21 protein-coding genes are annotated in these 21,631 nt (G+C 71.8%); 7 read left to right on the forward strand and 14 right to left on the reverse strand.

Annotated elements, in window-relative coordinates; all coding sequences use genetic code 11:
• Positions 1–43: 43 nt before the first annotated feature.
• Complete coding sequence (locus tag AB5L52_RS34265) at positions 44–646, reverse strand: hypothetical protein (protein ID WP_351567474.1); 603 nt, start codon at positions 644–646, stop codon at positions 44–46.
• A gap of 218 nt (positions 647–864) precedes the next feature.
• On the opposite strand from AB5L52_RS34265, the gene AB5L52_RS34270 reads away from it, so the two are divergent.
• Complete coding sequence (locus tag AB5L52_RS34270; RefSeq protein WP_369367554.1) at positions 865–3,651, forward strand: penicillin acylase family protein; 2,787 nt, start codon at positions 865–867, stop codon at positions 3,649–3,651.
• A 38-nt stretch (positions 3,652–3,689) separates the two neighbouring features.
• Here the strand turns inward: AB5L52_RS34270 and AB5L52_RS34275 are convergent, their stop codons facing one another.
• Together AB5L52_RS34275 and AB5L52_RS34280 are read right to left on the reverse strand one after the other, a co-directional pair.
• On the reverse strand, positions 3,690–4,985 hold the full coding sequence (locus tag AB5L52_RS34275; protein WP_369367555.1) for a serine-threonine protein kinase: 1,296 nt from the start codon (positions 4,983–4,985) through the stop codon (positions 3,690–3,692).
• A gap of 92 nt (positions 4,986–5,077) precedes the next feature.
• Positions 5,078–6,298, reverse strand: a complete 1,221-nt coding sequence (locus tag AB5L52_RS34280; protein ID WP_369367556.1) for an exo-beta-N-acetylmuramidase NamZ domain-containing protein — start codon at positions 6,296–6,298, stop codon at positions 5,078–5,080.
• A 190-nt stretch (positions 6,299–6,488) separates the two neighbouring features.
• On the opposite strand from AB5L52_RS34280, the gene AB5L52_RS34285 reads away from it, so the two are divergent.
• From AB5L52_RS34285 to AB5L52_RS34295, 3 genes are read left to right on the forward strand one after another with little or no spacing between them, the layout of a single operon-like run.
• Positions 6,489–7,262 (forward strand): SDR family NAD(P)-dependent oxidoreductase, encoded by a 774-nt coding sequence (locus tag AB5L52_RS34285; RefSeq protein WP_351022089.1) that lies wholly within the window; start codon positions 6,489–6,491, stop codon positions 7,260–7,262.
• On the forward strand, positions 7,259–8,938 hold the full coding sequence (locus tag AB5L52_RS34290; protein ID WP_351022087.1) for an AMP-binding protein: 1,680 nt from the start codon (positions 7,259–7,261) through the stop codon (positions 8,936–8,938). The genes AB5L52_RS34285 and AB5L52_RS34290 overlap by 4 nt, the downstream gene beginning before the upstream one ends.
• 26 nt (positions 8,939–8,964) lie before the next feature.
• A complete protein-coding gene (locus AB5L52_RS34295; RefSeq protein WP_351022084.1) occupies positions 8,965–9,558 on the forward strand; it encodes a TetR/AcrR family transcriptional regulator in 594 nt (197 codons plus the stop codon).
• Here the strand turns inward: AB5L52_RS34295 and AB5L52_RS34300 are convergent.
• From AB5L52_RS34300 to AB5L52_RS34335, 8 genes are all read right to left on the reverse strand, one after another.
• The gene (locus AB5L52_RS34300; protein ID WP_369367557.1) at positions 9,497–10,462 is read right to left on the reverse strand and encodes a LysR family transcriptional regulator; all 966 of its coding nucleotides are present in this window, start codon (positions 10,460–10,462) and stop codon (positions 9,497–9,499) included. The genes AB5L52_RS34295 and AB5L52_RS34300 overlap by 62 nt on opposite strands.
• Before the next feature lie 172 nt (positions 10,463–10,634).
• Complete coding sequence (locus AB5L52_RS34305) at positions 10,635–11,849, reverse strand: acyl-CoA dehydrogenase (RefSeq protein ID WP_369367558.1); 1,215 nt, start codon at positions 11,847–11,849, stop codon at positions 10,635–10,637.
• A 7-nt stretch (positions 11,850–11,856) separates the two neighbouring features.
• Positions 11,857–12,879, reverse strand: a complete 1,023-nt coding sequence (locus AB5L52_RS34310) for a phosphotransferase family protein (protein ID WP_369367559.1) — start codon at positions 12,877–12,879, stop codon at positions 11,857–11,859.
• A 167-nt stretch (positions 12,880–13,046) separates the two neighbouring features.
• Entirely contained in the window at positions 13,047–13,346 is a 300-nt protein-coding gene (locus tag AB5L52_RS34315; RefSeq protein WP_351022073.1) for a hypothetical protein, read from the reverse strand.
• Between the two features lie 109 nt (positions 13,347–13,455).
• Positions 13,456–13,779, reverse strand: a complete 324-nt coding sequence (locus tag AB5L52_RS34320) for a DUF202 domain-containing protein (RefSeq protein WP_351022071.1) — start codon at positions 13,777–13,779, stop codon at positions 13,456–13,458.
• Positions 13,767–14,159 carry a DUF202 domain-containing protein gene (locus tag AB5L52_RS34325; RefSeq protein WP_351567447.1) on the reverse strand — a complete coding sequence of 131 codons (393 nt, stop codon included), beginning with the start codon at positions 14,157–14,159 and terminating at the stop codon, positions 13,767–13,769. Before AB5L52_RS34325 ends, AB5L52_RS34320 begins: the two co-directional genes overlap by 13 nt.
• Positions 14,160–14,180: 21 nt before the next feature.
• A complete protein-coding gene (locus AB5L52_RS34330; protein ID WP_351022353.1) occupies positions 14,181–14,696 on the reverse strand; it encodes an NUDIX domain-containing protein in 516 nt (171 codons plus the stop codon).
• 36 nt (positions 14,697–14,732) lie between these two features.
• The gene (locus tag AB5L52_RS34335; protein ID WP_351567445.1) at positions 14,733–15,629 is read right to left on the reverse strand and encodes a DMT family transporter; all 897 of its coding nucleotides are present in this window, start codon (positions 15,627–15,629) and stop codon (positions 14,733–14,735) included.
• A 329-nt stretch (positions 15,630–15,958) separates the two neighbouring features.
• Between AB5L52_RS34335 and AB5L52_RS34340 the strand changes: the two genes are divergently transcribed.
• The 3 genes from AB5L52_RS34340 (at position 15,959) to AB5L52_RS34350 (ending at position 18,385) form a co-directional block, all read left to right on the forward strand.
• Complete coding sequence (locus AB5L52_RS34340) at positions 15,959–16,945, forward strand: hypothetical protein (protein WP_369367560.1); 987 nt, start codon at positions 15,959–15,961, stop codon at positions 16,943–16,945.
• Positions 16,946–17,046: 101 nt separating this feature from the next.
• The gene (locus AB5L52_RS34345; protein ID WP_351022061.1) at positions 17,047–17,775 is read left to right on the forward strand and encodes a molybdopterin-dependent oxidoreductase; all 729 of its coding nucleotides are present in this window, start codon (positions 17,047–17,049) and stop codon (positions 17,773–17,775) included.
• Complete coding sequence (locus AB5L52_RS34350) at positions 17,759–18,385, forward strand: cytochrome b/b6 domain-containing protein (protein WP_351022058.1); 627 nt, start codon at positions 17,759–17,761, stop codon at positions 18,383–18,385. Before AB5L52_RS34345 ends, AB5L52_RS34350 begins: the two co-directional genes overlap by 17 nt.
• Positions 18,386–18,404: 19 nt before the next feature.
• On the opposite strand, the gene AB5L52_RS34355 is transcribed toward AB5L52_RS34350, so the two are convergent.
• The 3 genes from AB5L52_RS34355 to AB5L52_RS34365 are packed head-to-tail and all read right to left on the reverse strand — an operon-like array spanning position 18,405 to position 21,608.
• Positions 18,405–19,424: an L-idonate 5-dehydrogenase gene (locus AB5L52_RS34355; RefSeq protein WP_369367561.1), complete on the reverse strand. Its 1,020-nt coding sequence runs from the start codon at positions 19,422–19,424 to the stop codon at positions 18,405–18,407.
• 14 nt (positions 19,425–19,438) lie between these two features.
• Entirely contained in the window at positions 19,439–20,200 is a 762-nt protein-coding gene (locus tag AB5L52_RS34360; protein WP_369367562.1) for an SDR family oxidoreductase, read from the reverse strand.
• Between the two features lie 10 nt (positions 20,201–20,210).
• Positions 20,211–21,608: a gluconate:H+ symporter gene (locus AB5L52_RS34365; protein WP_351022050.1), complete on the reverse strand. Its 1,398-nt coding sequence runs from the start codon at positions 21,606–21,608 to the stop codon at positions 20,211–20,213.
• Positions 21,609–21,631 lie beyond the last annotated feature (23 nt).

Genomic DNA, 21,631 nt, shown 5'->3' on the forward strand with positions numbered 1-21,631 from the left:
TGCGGCATCCCCCTACGCACCCCCCGGGAAATCCCCCCAACACTCAGGCCGACATGAGCAGTTGCCCCCGCCTGGCCGATGCCAGCGCCTGCGGTGTGAGCACCGGGCGCGGCACCAGTATTCCGCAGGCCGTGCAGACCGGGCCGGACGACGGCTCGTGGTCCAGGCCGTAGCGCCAGATCAGACGATCGCCGTCGCATACCGGGCAGCCCCCGCCCGGTGTCCGCTCCAGGGCGGCGATCAGCCGGCGCAGCACCACCGCGAGCGGCTCGCCGGGGTGGACGCGCGGGTCGTCGCACCAGGCGACCCCGAAGCCGCCCCAGGTCAGCCGGTGCCAGTCGTCCACGCTGCCCGGCCGGCGCAGCCCGTCGTGCTTCTCCTTCCTGCGCCGCTCGGTGAAGTCGGTCTCATAGGCGAGCCAGACGGACCGCGCCTCCTCCAGCTCTTCCAGCGCGGCCACGAGCCGCACCGGGTCGGGGGAGCGGTCCTCGGGGCCGAAGCCCGCCCGGGAGCACAGATGGTCCCAGGTCGCCCGATGCCCGTAAGGGGCGAACTTCTCAAGGCACTTGCGCAGTGAGTAGCGCCGCAGCGCCAGATCGCAGCCCGGATCACGTACCTGTCTCGCCAGACTCCGGAAACCGGCCATCGCCCTGCACCTCCGTCACACCTGCACCTGTACTTCGGTCACTTCGGCGTCGTCGCACGGACGTCGCCGAATAGACGTATCGACAGGCGATTCGGCTCCATCTCTTCGCGTGGTCTTCTCTTCGCTCTGCTCGCGGACTCCAGAAAGTGACGCATGTTCATCTTTAAAGCTGGGGATACCGGCGGTAACGTCGGCCACCCCTGTCGCTAGGAGCTGCCATGCCACGGCGAACCCCACGTACCGCATTTGACAGATTGAGAACGTCCCGCCGCTTCCCCGGGTTCCTGAAGACCGCGTCGATATGCGTTCTCGTCGCCGGACTTCTCTCCCCGCTCTCCCAGCAGGCGGCCGCCGCCCAGGCCACCGCCGCCAACGACTACTGCGGCGGCCGGTGCTCGGACATCCTGCCGCCGGGCGAGAACGGCAACGCGACGCTGGCGCAGGTCCTGCTCAACCAGGCCTTCGGCACCCAGCCTTCGCACGCCGAGGACCAGCTCGGACCGTACGCCGGCCTTGCCACCGGCTATGCGGGCCTGACCGATTCGACGATCAACAACTTCTTCAACGACTCCTCCTACGGCGTCCCCTCCGACCAGGTCGCCTCGACCGAGAAACCGGGCGGCCGCGGCGATGTGACCATCGTCCGGGACAAGAAGTCCGGTGTGCCGCACATCACCGGCTCCACCCGGTACGGCACCGAGTACGGCGCCGGCTACGCGGCGGCCGAGGACCGGCTGTGGCTGATGGACGTCTTCCGGCACGTCGGCCGTGGCCGGCTGACCGCCTTCGCCGGCGGCGCGGCCGCCAACCAGGGCCTGGAGCAGGAGTTCTACCGCAACGCGCCGTACACCGAGGCCGATCTGCAGGCGCAGATCGACAACGCGGTGGCCAGGAACGGCGCCCGCGGCCAGCAGGCCCTCGCCGACGCCAATGCCTACCTCGCCGGCATCAACGCCTATATCGACGCCTCGGACAGCGGCCGTTACTTCCCCGGCGAGTACGACCTGACCGGCCACAAGGACGCGATCACCAACGCCGGGACCATTGACCACTTCAAGATCACCGATCTGGTGGCGCTGGCCTCCGTCATCGGCTCGCTGTTCGGCTCCGGCGGTGGCGGCGAGGTCAACAACGCCCTCTCGCTGATGGCCGCGCAGTCCAAGTACGGCGTCGAGGAGGGCACCAAGGTCTGGGAGTCCTTCCGGGAACGCAACGACCCCGAGGCCGCCCTGACCGTCCACGACGGCTCGGGCTTCCCGTACGGCGGCAAGCCCGCCGACGCCAAGGGCGAGGCCCTGCCCGACCCCGGCACGGTCACCCAGGAACCGCTCGTCTACGACCGTACGGGCAGCGCGGCCACCGCGGCCGCCAAGAGCACCTCCGCCACCGCCGCGAGGACCACGCTCGGCTCGGCCAGGCGCGGCATGTCCAACGCGCTGGTCGTGAGCGGCAAGTACACCGCCAGCGGGCATCCGATCGCCGTCTTCGGACCGCAGACCGGCTACTTCGCCCCGCAGCTGCTCATGCTCCAGGAGATCCAGGGGCCGGGCCTCAGCGCGCGCGGCGCCTCCTTCGCGGGTCTGAGCATGTACGTCGAACTGGGCCGCGGCCAGGACTACTCGTGGTCCGCGACCACGTCCGGCCAGGACATCATCGACAGTTACGCCGTCGAGCTGTGCCAGGACGACTACCACTACCTGTACCACGGCACCTGTACGGCCATGGACAAGGTCGAGCAGAAGAACGCCTGGTCGCCGACCACGGCCGACAGTACGCCGGCTGGGTCATACACCATGCGGGTGTGGCGCACGAAGTACGGGCCGGTGGAGTACCGCGCGAGTGTCGGCGGAAAGAAGGTCGCCTACACCACGCTGCGCTCCTCGTATCTGCACGAGGCCGACTCGATCATCGGCTTCCAGATGCTGAACGACCCCGACTTCGTCAAGGGCCCGAAGGACTTCCAGAGCGCGGCCCAGCACATCAACTACACCTTCAACTGGTTCTACGCCGACTCCCAGCACACCGCGTACTACAACAGCGGTGACAACCCGGTCAGGGCGGCCGGCGTCGACTCCGAGTTCCCGGTCTGGGCGCAGCCCGCGTACGAGTGGCAGAACTGGGACCCGGCGACCAACACCGCCGACTACACCCCGGCCTCCGCGCACCCCAACTCCATCGACCAGGACTACTACGTCTCCTGGAACAACAAGCAGGCCAAGGACTACACGACCGCGTCCTGGGGCGACGGGTCGGTGCACCGCGGCAATCTGCTGGACGACCGGGTGAAGAAGCTGGTCGCGGCCGGCGGAGTGACCCGTACCAAGCTGGTGCAGGCCATGGCGGACGCGGCCCTCGCCGATCTGCGCGCGGAGGACGTGCTGCCGAAGCTGCTCAAGGTGATCAACTCCTCGACGGTGACCGACTCCACGGCCGCCGACGCGGTGAAGAAGCTCCAGGCCTGGGTGGACGCGGGCGCCAAGCGGACGGAGACGTCCGCCGGTTCGAAGACCTACGCCGACGCCGACGCGATCCGCATCCTCGACGCCTGGTGGCCGCTGCTGGTCAAGGCCGAGTTCGCACCGGGCCTCGGCAGCGACCTGTACACCGCCTTCACCAACGACCTGCCGGTCGACGAGGCCCCGTCCGCCGGACACGGCCCGACCGGCTCGCACGCCGGTAGCTCCTTCCAGTACGGCTGGTGGAGCTATGTCGACAAGGACATCCGGGCGGTGCTCGGGGAGAACGTGCAGGGCGGGCTCGCCGAGAAGTACTGCGGCGGCGGCAGCCTCAGCGGCTGCCGGGACGCCCTGATCAGCACGCTGGACCAGGCGGCCGGGACGACCGCGGCCCAGGTCTACCCGGGTGACGACCAGTGCTCGGCCGGCGACCAGTGGTGCGCCGACTCGATCAACCAGCGCACCCTGGGCGGCATCAAACACGGCAAGATCAGCTGGCAGAACCGGCCGACCTTCCAGCAGGTCGTGGAGTACACCTCACACCGGTGACGCAAGCCTTCGGGCGATGTACCGATACCGGCGGCGGGTCAGCCGATGCGGCCCGCCGCCAGTACCAGTCGCGCCAGTTCGGGGTGCACGATGTCGCTGTGCGCCCCGGCCGGCGGGCCTCCGCTGCGGACCACGGCCGCCGCGTCGACGTTCACGCATCCCGCCGCGGGCAGCGGTCCGTTCAGGGCCGCCGCGAGGTCCAGCCGGGCGGTGCCCGGCACCGCCTGCACCCCGTCGTACCCCAGGGCGCCCCACTCCGGTCCCAGCACGGCCGCGATCTCGCCGCCCAGGTACGAGCGGTCGTTCCCCGACAGCCGGGAGGCCAGCGGATAGAACGTGCCGAGCGCCATGTCGAAATGCGAGTGGCAGCACACCAGCGGCCCGTCGATCCGTCGCTGCAGGTCCTTGAGCGCCCCCGCCCTGCCCGGATCCTGCGGCACCCGCTCCGCGAACGCGAAATGCGAGAAGGCGCCTTGCAGGAGGGTCACGGACTTCACCGTGCGCACCCCGTCCGGCAGCCCGCGCAGCGCGAACGACACCAGCCGCCCGCCGAAGCTGTGCCCCATCAGATGCACCCGCACCCCGGGCGCCGCGCCGGCCAGCGTGCCGATCAGCGGCCCGAGTCCCTGCTCGCCGACCGTCCCGGCACGCCGCTTCATCGTGTAGTACGCCGCCTGCCGCAGCAGCTCCTTGGCGCCGTCCCAGGGGTTCGGGATGCTGAATTCCCGGGACGGCGCCCTGGCGGACCGCACCGCCGCCAGCGCCTCGGCGAACTCCTGACACGCGGCGGCCGGGTCCGCGGTGAACACGCCCGGCTCGCCCTCCTGTTCCGTGTCGGCCACGCCGGGCCGCCGCTCCCCGTCGATCAGCTGCCGTACCAGCCGCCCGAACTCCGTCAACCCCTGGGCGCCGTCCGGCCGTTCGTCCAGCAGCCGGGCCAGCCGGTCGATCAGGGCCGCCCGCTCCGGGAAGACCGACACCAGTGCCCGCCGGGTGTCCGCGTCCAGGGCCGCCGTCGGGGGCGTCGCGGGCGCCGCCGACCTCGGGAAGTCGGGGATCGGCTCGTCGCTGAACCGCATCGACGGCCAGATCACACCCACGTACCCGAGGCGCGCGTGCGGGGCGAGCCCCGGGATCGGGGCGAAGAAACGGCGGTACAGCGCGGTCGCGCCCGAGCGGTCGTCGTTCCAGCCGTGCGCGAAGACGATCAGGTCGCGGACGCCGTGCTCCGGCACCTGCGCCATCAGCCGGTCGCGTTCGCGGCCGTCGACATCCCCGTCCGCGTCGAAGGTCAGCTCCCAGTAGGGAGTCACGCTCATCCCAGGATCCGCCATGCCAGGCTCCCTCGTCCCCCCGGAAAAATGCGTAACGATGCGTCGCGCACGCATCGTCCTGCTCCGGGGCGGAGTTGGCCATACACCGCGCCTCACCTGTAGAGGAGATATTCCCTGCGGACCCGCCGGAACGCGGCCAGCTCCTCCTGCCAGGCGCCGGTCACCTCGTCGGTGCCCGCCCCCGCGTCGATCATCGTGCGCACCCGGGCGGAGCCGGTGAGCTTGTCGATCCAGCCGTCGGGGCGCCAGGCGAACCCGGGCCAGACCTTCTTCGCCGTCACCAGCAGCGCGATCCCGGTGCGTACGGGGTCGTAGGCGTCCCGGTCGTACACATGGATCTGTACCCCGCCGACCGTCCTGCCCTCGAACTTGGAGAACGTGGGCGCGAAGTACGCCTCCCTGAAGCGCACTCCGGGCAGGGCGAGTCCGTTCGCGGCGGCGGCCCAGCGCCCGTCGACGCCCTCGGCGCCGAGCAGTTCGAAGGGGCGGGTCGTGCCCCGGCCCTCCGAGACGTTGGTGCCCTCGAACATGCAGGTGCCGGAGTAGACGAGCGCCGTGTCCGGGGTCGGCATGTTCGGGCTCGGCGGCACCCACGGCAGTACGGACGTGTCGTACCAGTCCGCGCGCCGCCAGCCGGTCATCAGGACGGTGTCCAGCGCGACCGGCCTGCTCAGGAACTCCTTGTTGAACAGCCGGGCCAGCTCCGCGACGGTCATCCCGTGCGCCTGCGCGACGGGCTGCCGCCCGACGAACGTGGCGAACTCCTTGTGCAGCACAGGGCCTCGGGCGACGCGTCCGGTGACCGGGTTCGGGCGGTCCAGGACCACGAAGCGCTTGCCGGCCAGCTGGGCCGCCTCCATGCAGTCGTAGAGCGTCCAGATGTACGTGTAGAAGCGGGCGCCGACGTCCTGGATGTCGAAGACGACCGTGTCGACCCCTGAGGTGGTGAAGATGTCGGCGAGGGCCTTGCCGCTCTTGAGGTACGTGTCGTAGACCGGCAGTCCGGTCGCCGGGTCGGTGGAGCGGCCCTCGGATCCGCCCGCTTGCGCGGTGCCTCGGAAGCCGTGCTCCGGGCCGAAGACCGCCGTCAGCTTCACGCGGGTGTCGTTGTGCATGACGTCGACGATGTGCTGGACGTCGCGGGTGACGCCCGTGGGGTTGGTGACGATGCCGACGCGCTGTCCGCCCAGTATTGCGTAGCCTTCGGCGGCGAGTCTTTCGAACCCGGTGTGCAGTCGTTCGCGGGGTTCGGGTCCAGCGGGAACGGCTGCGATCGTCGCCGAGGCGAGAAGGGACCGTCGGGACAGGTGCATGGGGGCCTCCGTCGGGTGTGAGGTGCACGTCGTCTGTGGTTGCTCGTGCCCGCGCGGCGGAGCCGCATATCGATACAGCTCCGCGCCCCTAGAGGTTGGGACGGTCGCCCTTCCCTCACACATACCGACTGGTTAGTCTGGGTCGATCAGAGCCGATGCGCGCCGCGCGAAGTCGTGTCGAAGGAGACCGATGGTGGAAGCCGTGCAGGATGCGGGAGTGGTCGTCACGGGGGCGGGCGGGGGGATCGGGGCCGCGTTGGCCCGGCGGTTCGCCGCCGAGGGGGCGCGGGTCGTCGTCAATGACCTGGATGCCGGCAAGGCGAAGGCAGTGGCCGAGGAGATCGGCGGGATCGCCGTGCCGGGTGACGCCTCCGCGATCGTCGGCGAGGCCCGTGACGCACTCGGTGGCACCGTCGACGTCTACTGCGCGAACGCCGGGGTCGCCTTCGAGGACGGCGGCGCGGGCGGACCGCTCGACGAGAGGTCGTGGGCGGTGTCCTGGGACGTGAACGTCATGGCGCACGTCCGCGCGGCCAATGAGCTGCTCCCGGACTGGCTGGAGCGGGGTGCCGGGCGGTTCGTGTCCACCGTGTCGGCCGCCGGGCTGCTCACCATGATCGGGGCCCCCTCGTACAGCGTCACCAAGCACGGCGCCTACGCCTTCGCCGAGTGGCTGTCGCTGACCTACCGCCACCGGGGTCTGCGGGTGCACGCGATCTGTCCGCAGGGCGTGCGCACGGACATGCTGGCCGCGACCGGCAGCGCCGGGGAGCTGGTGCTCCAGTCGACCGCGATCGAGCCGGCGGCCGTCGCGGACGCGCTGTTCCGGGGCATCGAGGAGGATCGCTTCCTGATCCTGCCGCACCCCGACGTGGCCGAGTACTACCAGGCGCGGGCCGCCGATCCGGGCCGCTGGCTGAGCGGCATGAACCACATCCAGCGCAAGTGGGAGGAGGCCCGGTGAGCCCCGCCCGGTACGCGGACCGGCCCTGGCTGGCGCTGCTCGACGACGCCCAGCGCGGTCCCGTCGAGCCCGCCGACTCCCTGGTGCACGCGCTGCGCACCGCCGTCGCCGAGGCGCCCGAGCGCACCTTCCTCGCCTACTTCGACGCCCGGCTGAGCTACCGCGCGGTGGACGAGCTGAGCGACTCCGTCGCCGCCCATCTCGCCGCGCGCGGGCTGGAGCGCGGCGACCGGGTGGCCGTGCTGCTGCAGAACTCCCCGCACTTCGTGCTCGCCGTCCTCGGCGCCTGGAAGGCGGGCGCGACCGTCGTCCCGGTCAACCCCATGTACAAGTCGGGCGAGGTGGGGCACGTCCTGCGGGACGGCGAGGTGACCGCGCTGATCTGCTCCGACCGGGCCTGGGAGGCGTATCTCAGGGACACGGCCGCCGACTCGCCGGTGCGGATCGTGCTCACCGGGTGCGAGTTGGATTTCCAGACCCGCAACGACGCGCGCGTGCTCGGATTCGAGCGGCTGCCCCAGGCACCGGACGCCGACGACCTGGTCACCGTGGCCCGGCGCGGCGGTACGGCCCCCGAGGGCCGCGCGCCGGGCCCGGACGACATCGCGCTGATCAGCTACACCTCGGGTACGAGCGGTACGCCCAAGGGCGCGACCAACACGCACGGCAACATCATGTACAACGCCGAGCGGCAGCGGACCGGGCTCGCGCTGCCCGGGGCGCCCGTCTACTACGCGCTCGCGCCGTTGTTCCACATCACCGGCATGGTCTGCCAGTTCGGTGCCTGCCTGAACAGCGCCGGCACTCTGGTGCTCGCCTACCGCTTCGAGCCCGGACTCGTGCTGGAGGCCTTCACCGAGCACCGGCCGCACTACACGGTCGGGCCGTCCACCGCCTTCATGGCGCTGGCCGCCCACCCGGACGCCACCCGGGAGCACTTCGCCTCCTTCGTGAACATCTCCTCGGGCGGCGCGCCCGTGCCGCCGGCCCTGGTGGAGAAGTTCCGCGGGCTCTTCGGGCCGTACATCCGCGTCGGCTACGGCCTCACCGAGTGCTCCGGCCCGTGCGCCGCCGTCCCGCCCGGCCTGGAGGCACCCGTGGACCCCGTCTCCGGGACGCTGTCGGTGGGCCTGCCCGGCGCCGACACGCTCGTGCGGATCGTGGACGAGCAGGGCGTGGAGGTGCCGTTCGGGGAGCAGGGCGAGATCGTCGTACGCGGCCCGCAGGTGATCCCCGGCTACTGGCGGCGCCCGGACGCCACCGCCGAGACCTTCCCGGACGGCGAGCTGCGCACCGGTGACATCGGCTTCATGGACGCCCAGGGCTGGCTGTACGTCGTCGACCGCAAGAAGGACATGATCAACGCGTCCGGCTTCAAGGTGTGGCCGCGCGAGGTCGAGGACGTGCTGTACACCCACCCGGCGGTGCGCGAGGTGGCCGTCGTCGGTGTCCCCGACGGCTATCGCGGCGAGACGGTCAAGGCCTATGTCAGCCTGCGTCCGGGCGCGGAGGCGGACCCGGACGACATCGCGGTGTACTGCAAGGAGAGACTGGCCGCCTACAAATATCCGCGCCAGGTGGAGATCCTGCCCGACCTGCCCAAGACGGCGAGTGGCAAGATCCTCCGTCGGGAACTGCGTTCCCGCGCGCGCGACAACAGCAACGCCGGTCAGTAGGCGACGAGGAAAGGCAGGTGGCGGCAGTGCCCAGGACGACGGACGGAGACGGAGCCCCCGTTCCGCAGCGGCTGCTCGCCGCCGCCACCCGGCTCTTCGCCGAGCAGGGCTACGACCGGACCTCCGTGCAGGAGATCGTGGAGGCGGCCGGCGTCACCAAGGGGGCGCTGTACCACTACTTCGGCTCCAAGGACGACCTCCTGCACGAGGTGTACGCGCGCGTGCTGCGCGTCCAGATGGAGCGGCTCGACCACTTCGCCGGCATGGACGCGCCGGTCGAGCAGCGGCTCAGAGGTGCCGCGGCGGACGTGGTCGTCACGACCATCGAGAACCTCGACGACGCGATGATCTTCTTCCGGTCCATGCACCATCTGAGCCCGGAGAAGAACAAGCAGGTCCGCGCCGAGCGCCGGCGCTACCACGAACGGTTCCGCGCGCTCATCGAGGAGGGCCAGAAGGAGGGCGTCTTCTCCACGGCGACCCCGGCCGACCTGGTCGTGGACTACCACTTCGGCTCCGTCCACCACCTGTCGACCTGGTACCGCCCCGACGGCCCGCTCACCCCGCAGCAGGTCGCCGACCACCTCGCCGACCTGCTGCTGCGGGCGCTGCGTCCATGAGGCGTGCGTCCGTGGGGTGCGCGTCCGTGGGGTGCGCGTCCGTGAGGTGACGGACGAGGGCGGCGGCCGCCGGGTTCCGGGGCCGCTCCCCGCGTCCCGCGAGGACGACCGTACGGCCCGGCTCCGGCTGCCGTATCCGCACGCACGGCAGCCCGGCCCGCTCGCCGATGGCCCGGGGCACGAACGCCACCCCGATCCCGGCCCGCACGAGGTCCACCAGCAGCCCGATCTGGGTGACGTCACAGGTGATACGGCGATCCAGGCCACAGTGGGCCGCCAGGCGCCGTACGGCCGTCTCCAGGCCCGTCCCGGCGCGGAAGTCGACGAAGGGCTCCTCGGCGAGGTCCTTGATGAGCGTGCGGCCCGCCACGGCCAGCCGGTGCCCCGGCGCGGTGATCAGCACCAGCTCCTCCTGCCAGGCGGCGTGCGCGTGCAGGCCCTCGGGCAGTTCCCGGGCGTCCGGGGCGACGAAAGCGAGGTCCAGCTCGCCGGCCCGGAGCGCGTCGGTCAGCTCGGTGACGGTCGCGTCCCGCACGGAGACCTGGACGCCAGGGAACTCCTCGTGGAAGGCGGCCAGTTCGCCCGGCAGGTCCACGCAGGTCAGGGTCTGGATCGTACCGATGGACACGCGGCCGCTCGCCAGTCCCGCGACGGCCGCCACCGCCTCCCGGGCCGCCTCGGCACCGGCGAGCAGCGCACGGGCCTGCGGGAGCAGCGCCCGCCCGGCCTCCGTGAGCACCACCCGGCGGCCCGTACGGTCGAACAGGTCGGCGCCCAGCTCCCGTTCCAGGTTCCGGACGGACGTGCTGAGCGCCGACTGCACGATGAGCTCGCTGCGGGCGGCGGCCGTGAAACTTCCCTCGGTCACCACGGCCATGAAGTGGCGGAGCTGACGCATCTCCATCCATCCATTCTAGAGATGTCCGCCAGCGAAACCATCTGTTGGACCGGTGGGCGGCCTGCGGGCCACGCTGAACACATGACGCGCAGACCGAATCTCCTGCACCGGTTCCTGTCGTTCCTCCGGGCGCTCGCCCGCGAGGACCACCACTACTCGGGCGGCTACTAGAGGTACCTCAGAGGTACTGCTTCAACTCCCGCCGCGCCAGCGACCGTTGGTGCACCTCGTCCGGGCCGTCGGCCAGCATCAGGGTGCGGGCGCTCGCGTACAGCTCGGCCAGCGGGAAGTCCTGGCTCACGCCGCCCGCGCCGTGCAACTGGATGGCCCGGTCCAGGATGCCGACCACCGCGCGCGGGGTGGCGATCTTGATGGCCTGGATCTCCGTGTGGGCGCCCTTGTTGCCGACGGTGTCCATCAGCCAGGCCGTCTTCAGCACCAGCAGCCGCAGCTGCTCGACGGTGACCCGGGCGTCGGCGATCCAGTTCTGGACGACCCCCTGCTGGGCCAGCGCCTTGCCGAACGCGGTACGCGAGACGGCCCGCCGGCACATCAGCTCGATCGCCCGCTCGGCCATGCCGATCAGCCGCATGCAGTGGTGGATCCGGCCAGGGCCGAGCCGGGCCTGGGCGATGGCGAAGCCGCCGCCCTCCTCGCCGATCAGGTTCGACACCGGCACGCGCGCGTGGTCGAAGATCACCTCGGCGTGGCCGCCGTGCGAGTGGTCCTCGTACCCGAAGACCTGCATCGCGCGCTTGACGGTCACTCCCGGCGTGTCGCGCGGTACCAGGATCATCGACTGCTGGCGGCGGATGTCGGTGCCGTCCGGGTCCGTCTTGCCCATCACGATGAAGATCTTGCAGTCCGGGTTCATCGCCCCGGAGATGTACCACTTCCGACCGGTGACGACGTAGGCGTCGCCGTCCCGCTCGATGTGCGTGGTGATGTTGGTGGCGTCCGAGGAGGCCACCTCCGGCTCGGTCATCGCGAACGCCGAACGGATCTCACCGGCCAGCAGCGGCTCCAGCCACTGCTTCTTCTGCTGCTCGTCGCCGAACTGCGCCAGTACCTCCATGTTCCCGGTGTCGGGGGCGGCGCAGTTCGTCGCGGTGGGGGCGAGATGCGGGGAGCGGCCGGTGATCTCGGCGAGCGGCGCGTACTGCAGGTTCGTCAGCCCGGCGCCGTACTCGGCGTCCGGCAGGAACAGGTTCCACAGGCCCTGCCTGCGGGCCTCGGCCTTCAGCTCCTCGACCACGGCCGGGGTGTCCCAGGGGGAGGCCAGCGCGGCTCGCTGCTCCTCGGCGACGGGCTCGGCCGGGTAGACGTACTCGTCCATGAAGGCGAGCAGCTTGGCGCGCAGTTCCTCGGTGCGCGCGTCGAACGCGAAGTCCATTTCTGGATCAGCCTTCCTGGAGAACGGTCAGTCCGTGGTCGATGAAGACGGGTACGAGATCGCCGATCCGGTCGAAGCCGCGCCCCACCGTCTGGCCCAGCGTGTACCGGTAGTGGATGCCCTCCAGGATCACGGCGAGCTTGAACCAGGCGAAGGCCGTGTACCAGGAGACGGCGGACACGTCGCGCCCCGAGCGCGCGGCGTACCGCTCGATCAGCTCCTGCGGGGAGGGATGTCCGACGGCCGTGGCGGTCGTGGAGATGGGGGAGTCGGGCAGTTCCAGCGGCTGGCTGTACATCACCAGCAGGCCCAGGTCGGTGAGCGGGTCGCCGAGGGTGGACATCTCCCAGTCGAGGATCGCGTTGATCCGGTCGTCCGCGCCGATCAGGACGTTGTCGAGGCGGTAGTCGCCGTGGACGACCGCCGGGGCCTGCGAGGCGGGCAGGGCGCGCCCCAGGGCGGCGTGCAGCTCGTCGATGCCGGGCAGCTCGCGGTTGCGGGAGGCGTCCAGCTGCTTGCCCCAGCGGCGTAGCTGCCGGTCCAGGAAGCCCTCGGGGCGGCCGAAGTCCGCGAGGCCCACCTCGGCCGGGTCCACCGCGTGCAGCTCGACCAGCGTGTCCACCAGGGACAGCACCGCGTTCCGGGTGCGCTCCGCACCGAGCGGGGCGAGCTGCTCGGCGGTGCGGTACGGGGTGCCCTCGACGAACTCCATGACGTAGAACGGCGCCCCGAGCACCTGCTCGTCCTCGCAGAGCAGCACCGGGCGCGGCACCGGCACCCGGGTCGGGTGCAGGGCGCTGATCACGCGGTGCTCGCGCTTCATGTCGTGCGCGGTGGCCAGCACATGGCCGAGCGGGGGCCGTCGTACGACCCATCGCGCGGTGCCGTCGGAGACCGCGTAGGTGAGGTTCGACCGTCCGCCCTCGATCAGCCGGCCGGTCAGGGGGCCGGTCACCAGACCGGGGCGCTCACGGTCGAGCAGGGCGCGCAGCCGGTCCAGGTCGAGTCCGGGCGGGTGGTCGGCGCTCATACGTGACTCCTACGAACGGGTGAACAGGACCCATTCATGATGCCGACCGGTCGGTATGCCGTCCAGTGCGCAAGCCGGACACGCGTCCGAACGTGACCGGAGCCACGATAGGCCGACGGACCCCCGCCGCGCTGCCCCGGGAGCCGTCGGCCTTGTTCCCGCTGGGGTCAGTGGTCGTCCCAGTGGCCGTCGTGCGCCGCGTGCCGGTGCCCGTCGTGCAGATAGTCGACGTGGTCGCCGTGCCGCACCTGGGCGTGCCCGCACTCGTCGTAGTGCACGTGCTCGTGGCCCTCGTGGACGGTGTGCCCGGCGGGTTCGCACTCGTCCCAGTGGCCGTCGTGCTCGCGGTGCAGATGTCCGTCGTGGGCGTAGTCCAGGTGGTCGCCGTGCCGCACGGCGTCGTGCCCGCAGCCCGGACCGTGGCTGTGCGTGCCGTGTGCGATGTGTTCCTGGTGAAGGGTGGTCATGGTGCTCGCCTTCGGGGGTACGGGGGTCTGACGGCCGACAGGCTACGCGCGAACCGTGACATATCGGCGTATTAGCGCATGCGTGGTGTCCGGGCGACCCGGCGAGAGATCAGACGACCAGGACGGACGCGCACACCGCCAGCGCCACCGCGCACAGCACCGCCGCCGTCGCGTGCCGGGGAGCGAGCGCCGGCGGCCGGACCACGGCGGCCAGGGTCCCTATCCGGTGGTGAGCCACCCGGAGGAACCCCAGGAAGAGCGCACAGCACAGGGCGCAGACGGTCACTCCGGCGGCCGAGGCGCCCCCGCGCAGGGCGGCCCGGGCGGCGAGTACGGCGACCACGGCGGCCGAGAGGGTCGTACGACGCCAGGCCAGCCGGGTGCGCTCCGGCTGCAGCCCCGGGTCGCGCCCGGCCGGGCTCACCCCGCCCATCCCGCCAGCACCACCACGATCATCGCCACGGCCACCACCGCGACGACCAGGCTCAGCAGCGCCGGGAACCGGGACGCCGGCAGATCGTCGCCACGCCGGATCGCCCGCTCGCAGCGCACCCAGTGGTTCACGGCCCGCAGCGAGCACAGCACACCCGCGCCCAGGAGTGCCAGCGCGAGCCCGACTCTCCAGGCCCAGGGCAGGCCCGGCAGGAACTGGTCCACCGCGAATCCGCCGCCGATCAGCGCCAGGGCCGTGCGCAGCCAGGCCAGAAAGGTGCGCTCGTTGGCCAGCGAGAACCGGTAGTCGGGCGTGCCGCCCTCGGCCCGGACCAGCTCCGGCGCGAACCACAGCCGGATGTTCCGTACGAATTCGCTCACGTGGCCGACCCTACCGGCGTCTCACCGGCCGCTGCGGAACGCCTTCAGCCGCTCGTAGGCCGCCCGGCCGTCCGGTACCCACTCCCAGGTGCCGAGCCGCCGCTCGACCTCGTCCTCGGCCAGGAAGTCGTGCCACTGGACCTCCTCCACCTGAGGCCGTACGGGCAGGTCGCAGCGCACCTCGTACACCGCCGACCACCAGCTGTTCCCGGCCCCGTCGGCGTAGAGGAACTTGAACAGGTACGCCGGCCGGGGCAGGCCCGTCACCCCCAGCTCCTCCTCGGCCTCCCGCAGCGCGGCCTCGTCGTAGGACTCGCCCGCCCCGACGACCCCGCCGACGAACATGTCGTACAGAGCCGGGAAGACCAGCTTGGTGGCCGTGCGCCGGTGCACGAAGAGCCGGCCGGCCGCGTCCCGGACCTGGATGAACACGCAGCGGTGGCGCAGCCCGCGGGCATACACCTCGCCGCGCGGGTGCTGGGCGACGACCTGGTCGTTCTCGTCGACGACGTCGAGGATCTCGTCGGCGGGGTGCACGGCGGGGTTCATACCGGTATCCAACCAGGCGGCTGCTCAGCGGCGCTGGAGGTCCCGGGCGGAGAGCTCCGCCTCGGCCGTGCCGCACGGCATCGCCGGGTGCAGCCCGAGCAGCACGATGCCGGCGACCACGGCCGCGAGCCCGGCCGCCTCCCAGGCCAGCGCCCCGGTGTCGGTGCGCAGGCGGTCGCCGAGGAAGCCGACGCCGCACAGGATCCCGGCGAGCGGCTCGGCGGCGGTCAGCGCGGGCAGCGACATGCGCAGCGGGGCCGTCTCGAACGCGCTCTGCACCAGGAGCAGCCCGGTGACCCCGCAGGCCAGCACGCCGTACGGCTGCCAGCCGGTGAACAGCTCGGTGAAGCCGCCCTCGGCGAACCGGATGCCGCTCACCCGGGTCAGCGCGTCCTGCACGCCGTACAGCAGCCCGGCCGCCGTGGCCAGTAACACCGGGCCCCAGCTCAGCCGGGAGCGCTTGCCGTACGTGGTGAGCACCATGGCCGCGCCCACCATCGCGCCGATGATCAGCCAGTGCCGCAGCGGATCGGACACGGCGTGCCCGGCGCGCGGTTCGCCCGCCGTGATGAACGCGCTCACCCCGCCCGCGAGCAGCAGCAGTCCCGCCCAGCCCTGACGGCCCAGGGGCTGTTTGGTCTGGTAGCGGGAGAGGGCCAGCGCGAACAGCAGGTTGGTCGCGAGCAGCGGCTCCACCAGCGAGATCTCGCCCTTGCCGAGGGCGATCGCGCCGAGCACCATGCCGGCGATCATCAGACCGAGCCCGCCCAGCCAGCGCGGCACCCGCATCAGGTCGAGCAGCAGCCGGAAGGAGAGGAAGTCGCTGAGCGGTGCCTTCTGTGCGGCGTTCTGCTGGAGCACGAACCCGAAGCCCAGACAGCAGGCCGCACTCACGGCGAGAAGGAGAACCAGAACGGACACGCTGCGTACCTCGATCATCCGGCCGGACCACGGGCGCGTAGTGGCCGACTGTAGCGCTCCCGGGACACCATTGACCCGGAAGTACGCGGAACAGGGCAGTTGACTCGCCATGCTCCGTGGCCCGGCCGCCCGGCGCCATGGCGTACGCCACAGGAATCCACCGGGCAGCCCGCCCGCGCCTCGACCCACCTGCGCGGAGTTCTCCAAGTTCCCTGTGGGCAACGGTAGTTGAACCCAATAACTGCACCGTTCCGCTTGACGCAATCCATGGCTGAGGGTTTGCTGTGCGTGATCGGTCGATGGCAGCCCGAGAAACAGGAAGTCCCGCGGTGCCCCCATTCCCACCCCTGCTCGGCGCACGCCTGGCCGCCACGGACCCGTCCGGCGACACCGCCCCGGACGACTCCGGCGCCTTCGACGACACGCTCGACGACGCCGAACTGCGCACCGCGCGCGCCGCGTTGGCGCAGGGCCGACGGCAGGCCGCCCGCTCCCTGCTGCTGCACACGGGTGACGACTGGGACCGCCGCGGCCACCGCCTGACCGTCCTCGCCCGGGAGCCGTACGCCGCGGCCTGGGCGAGCGAGTGGCTGCAGGCCGAACCCGGCTCCGCCGACGCCGCCACCCTGTACGCCCTCGCCCAGGTCCAGCGCGCCCTGCGCGGCAAGACGGACCCCGACCTGGCCCGCGCGGCCTGTGCCGACGCCGCGGCGCAGGCCCCCGCCGACCCGACCCCCTGGCTCGGCCGGTTACGGCTCGCCCGCACCCTCGGCCCGGAGCACGAGGTCCTCGGCACCTTCGCCGAACTGCGCCGCCGCCACCCCGAGCACCACCACGCCCACCAGCTGCTCCTCGCCCGCCTCGCCGAGCGGCCCGCCGGCGGCCGGGCGGCCGAGGACCACGAGGTGTACGACCTCGCCGAGCTGGCCGCCGCCGAGGCCCCCGCCGACTCCCCGCTCGCCGTACTCCCGGTCGTCGCCTACGCCGAGCGCTACCGGGTCCTCGCCGCCACCGGTCTCGCCCCCGCCGACCCCGCCGCCTCCGGGCACTGGTCCGGCCCCAGGGCCCGGCGGATCCTGCGCGACGCCTTCGACTGGTGGCTGGAGTGGGAGCACGACGAACACCCCCGCCATCACCTCGACCTCAACCACCTCGCCTTCGCCCTGTCCTGCGCCGGCCGACCGGCCGAGGCGGCGGCCCTGTTCCGGCGCATCGGCCGGCACGCCACCCGGGCGCCCTGGTGCTACGCGCACCACGACCCCCGGGCGGCCTTCCGGGCGGCCCGCGCCCGCGCACTGAACGGCGCGGCCCGCTGAGCCGTACTGCTTGCCGAGAGGTGCGTAAGAAGTGATTACGGAAGTCTGACCGCGGACCCGATCCCCTGGCCCCACCGGGCCCCGAGTGCTCGAATGAATACGTGAACTCTGAACAATCCGAGGAGCAGGACGGTCGGCCCGTCGGCCGCCGCGTCTTCCTCGGCACGCTCGGCCTGGGTGCGCTCGGCGTCGTCGCCGCACCCACGCTGCAACGCGGTATGGAGGGCTTCCTCGGCACCGTGGCCGGCAAGGACCCCACGGGCCTGACCGGCCTGCTGCCCAACGGCGGCGGCTTCCGCTACTACTCCGTCGCCGCGTCGGTGCCCCACAAGAACGCCGGGAACTACCAGCTGAAGATCGACGGCCTGGTCGACCGCCCGCGCACCTACACCCTCGCCGACCTGCGCGCCCTGCCGCAGACCCGGCTGGTCAAGGACGTCCAGTGCGTGACCGGCTGGCGCGTCCCCGGCACCCCTTTCCAGGGCGTACGCCTCGCCCACCTGCTGGACCTGGCCGGGGTGCGCGGCACCGCGAAGGCGATCCGCTTCACCTGCTTCGACGGCACCTACTCCGAGAGCCTCACCCTCGACCAGGCCCGCCGCCCGGACATCCTGGTGGCCCTGCGCATGCAGGACAAGGACATCGGCCACGACCACGGCGGCCCGGTCCGCCTCTATGTCGCCCCCATGTACTTCTACAAGTCGGCCAAGTGGCTCTCCGGGATCACGGTCACCGACCGGGTCGAGCCCGGTTACTGGGAAAACCTCGGCTACGACGTAGACGCCTGGGTCGGCAAGTCGAACGGACGCACCGATGTCCCTACGAGCTGACACCCCCGCCCCGCCGGCGGCCCGCGTCCACCGCTTCAGCCGGGCCGAACGCTGGGTGCACCGCGCCACGGCCGCGCTGATGGGCGTCTGCGTGGTCACGGCGGCCGTCCTCTACATCCCCCAGCTGGCCGTCATGGTCGGTCGCCGGGAGCTGGTCGTCCGCGTCCACGAGTGCGCCGGGCTCGCGCTCCCCGTACCGGTCCTGCTGGGCCTCGCCTCCCGTGCCTTCCGCGCCGACCTGCGCTTCCTCAACCGCTTCGGCCCGCACGACCGGGTCTGGCTGCGGGCCGCGCTGTTCCGCGACAAGCGCCGCTCGTCCCGTCCCGCGGGCAAGTTCAACGCCGGTCAGAAGGTCTACGCCGCCTGGATCGCCGGCGCCACGCTGGTCATGCTCGGCACCGGCCTGATGATGTGGTTCACCCACCTCACCCCCCTGATGTGGCGCACCTCGGCGACCTTCGTCCACGACTGGCTCGCCCTGACGATCGGCGTGGTCCTGGCGGGCCACATCGGCATGGCTCTCGGCGACCCGGAGGCGCGAAGGGGCCTGCGCACAGGACGCGTGAGCAGGGAGTGGGCGGAGCTCGAACACCCCTTGTGGCGCCCCTGATCCCGGTCGAACATCCCGGTCAGAACTCCAGCAGCACCTTGCAGGACCGCCCCCGGTCGGCGGCCAGGTCGAACCCGGCCGCGGCGTCCCGTATCGGCACCACCGCGCTGATCAACCCGTCGAACTCCCCCTTCGCGGCCAGCAGTTGCAGCACATCGTCGAACTCCGCGGCGAACCGGAACGCCCCCCGCAGCTCGATCTCCCGGCTCACCACGAGATGTCCGGCGAACGGCGACTGCCCCGGCGGCAGCATGCCGAGCTGGACGACCACACCACCGCGCCGTATCCGCCGCAGACATGTGTCCAGCCCGGCCGCGACCCCCGACGCCTCGACGGCCACGTCGACCTCCGCGGGCCACCCGGCGTCAGCCGGATCGTCGGCCCGTACGAGCGTGTCCGCCCCGGCGACGGCCGCGTACCCGAGGGCCTCGGGTACCGGATCGGTCACCGTCACCCGCGCCGCGCCGGCCGCCTTCGCCGCCGCGACCACCAGGCACCCGATCGGCCCCGCCCCGGTCACCAGCACCTGCCCGCCGGACACGTCCCCGGCGCGCCGCACCGCGTGCAGCGCCACCGACAGCGGCTCCGCGAGCGCGGCCCGGCGCAGCCCGAGACCGTCCGGCAGAGGCCTCAACTGCCCAGCAGATACGGCCACTTGGGCCGCGAACCCGCCCTGGACATGGGGGAAGCGGGCCGCGCTGCCCAGATAGCGGGTGTCCCGGCACACGTTCGGCCGCCCGTCGGCGCACTCCGGGCAGCGCCCGCACGGGGTGGCGGGGTGCACGGCGACCGCCGTACCCGGCGCGGGACCCGTCGCCCCGGCGCCGTAGGACACCACCGTGCCCACCACCTCGTGCCCGAGCACCATCGGCTCCCGGAGCCGGAAGTCCCCGACCCCGCCGTGCCGCCAGTAGTGCAGATCCGACCCGCAGATCCCGCCGTAGCGGACGGCCACCAGGGCCTGGCCGGGCCCGGGTTCGGGCGCCGGCAGTTCCGTCACGCGCAGATCGCCCGCGCCGTGGATCACACAACCCAGCATTGCCGCAGCTCCTTTCAGAGCACGCTCGTCATGCCGCCGTCGACGTACAGGATCTGCCCGCCCACGAAGTCCGCCGCGGGGGAGGCGAGGAAGAGCAGGGCGCCGACCAGGTCCTCGGTGCGGCCCCAGCGGCCGGCCGGGGTGCGCCGGCGGACCCAGGCGCTGAACTCCTCGTCCGCCACCAGCGGCCGGGTCAGCTCGGTCTCGATGTAGCCGGGCCCGAGCCCGTTGACCTGGACGCCGTACGGCCCCCAGTCCGCGCACATGCCCTTCGTGAGCATCTTCAGCGCGCCCTTGGCGGCGGCGTAGGGCGCGATGCCCGGCCGTACGACCTCGCTCTGCAGCGAGCAGATGTTGACGATCTTGCCGTGGCCGCGCTCGGTCATCCGCCGGGCCGCCTCCCGGCCGACCAGGAACGCGCTGGTGAGGTTCGTGTCCAGGATCCGGTGCCAGTCGGCGTCGGCGAACTCCAGCAAGGGGGCGCGCAGTTGCATGCCCGCGTTGTTCACCAGGATGTCGAGCGGGCCCACCCGCTCCTCGACGCCGGCGATCCCGGCGGCCACCGCGGCGCCGTCGGTCACGTCGAACACCGCCGTGTGGATCCGGTCCCCGGGCAGTTCCGCGGCCGCGTCGGCCAGCCGGTCGCCGTCACGTCCGTTGAGGACCACCGTGCAGCCGGCCTCGGCCAGGCCCCGGGCCAGTGCGTGGCCGATGCCCCGGCTGGAGCCGGTGACCAGGGCCGTACGGCCGCGGATGTCGAAGAGCGGGTGAGTCATCCCCGTACCCCTAGAGGATCAGTGAGAGAAGCAGGACCAGGCCGCCGGCGACCACCGAGAGGATCGTCTCCATGATCGACCAAGTCTTGACGGTCTGCCCGACGCTCAGTCCGAAGTACTCCTTCACCAGCCAGAAGCCGGCGTCGTTGACGAAGCTGAAGAAGAGCGAGCCGGCGCCGATCGCCAGGACGAGCAGGGCGGTGTGGGTGGTCGACGTGCCGGCCGCGAGCGGCGCGACCAGACCGGCCGCCGAGACCGTCGCCACCGTCGCCGAGCCGGTCGCCAGCCGGATCACCACCGCGATCAGCCAGGCCAGCAGCACGGCCGGGATCGACCAGCTCTTGGAGATGTCCAGGATCATCCGGCCCACCCCGGAGTCGATCAGCGTCTGCTTGAAGCCGCCGCCCGCGCCGACGATCAGCAGGATGCCGGCGATCGGCATCAGCCCCTTCTCGACGGTCTGCTGGAGCCGCTCCCTGCTGAATCCGGCGGGCCGGCCCAGCGTGAAGAAGCCGGTGATCACGGCGGCGAGCAGGGCGATCAGCGGGGAGCCGATGACGTCGAAGGCCCGCTGGGTGCGGTCCGCCGGGTCGTCGACGACGATGTCCACCAGCGCCTTGGCCAGCATCAGCACCACCGGCAGCAGCACGGTGGCGAGGGTCGCGCCGAAGCCGGGACGGTGGCGCAGTTCCTCGGAGGTGCGCTGCGGCAGCATCCGGTCGGGGGCCGGGACGTCCACCCAGCGGGCCGCGACCTTCGAGAACAGTGGACCGGCGACGATCACCGTCGGGATCGCGACCAGGATGCCGAGCGCCAGGGTCACGCCCAGGTTGGCCTTGAGCGCGTCGATCGCGACCAGAGGGCCGGGGTGCGGCGGGATCAGGCCGTGCATCACGGACAGACCGGCGAGGGCCGGGACGCCGATGCGCATCAGGGAGTAGTTGCCGCGCTTGGCGACCATCAGCACGACCGGGATCAGCAGCACGATGCCGACCTCGAAGAACAGCGGCAGCCCGATCACCGAGGCGATCAGCACCATCGCCCAGGGCATCGCGCGCCCCCCTGCCTTGGCGAGGATCGTGTCGACGATCTGGTCCGCGCCGCCGGAATCGGCGAGCAGCTTGCCCAGGACCGCCCCGAGCGCGATCAGGACGCCGACGCCGGCCACCGTGGAGCCGAGCCCGGTGGTGAAGCTGGTGATCGCCTTGTCGAGCGGCGCCCCGGCGGCCGCCCCGAGCGCCAGTGACCCGAGGGTCAGCGCCAGGAAGGCATGGAGCTTGAACTGGGTGATGAGCAGGACGATCACGGCGATGCCCACCAGGACGGCGATGCCCAGCTGGGCGTGTCCGGCGGAGGTGATCGGCGGAGGCGCGTCCGCTGCCAGCATCTCGACGCTGAGTCTGGTCACGGGAGTTCCCTTGCGGTGTACGG

It is taken from the genome of Streptomyces sp. CG4 (assembly GCF_041080655.1).
Lineage (GTDB): Bacteria > Actinomycetota > Actinomycetes > Streptomycetales > Streptomycetaceae > Streptomyces.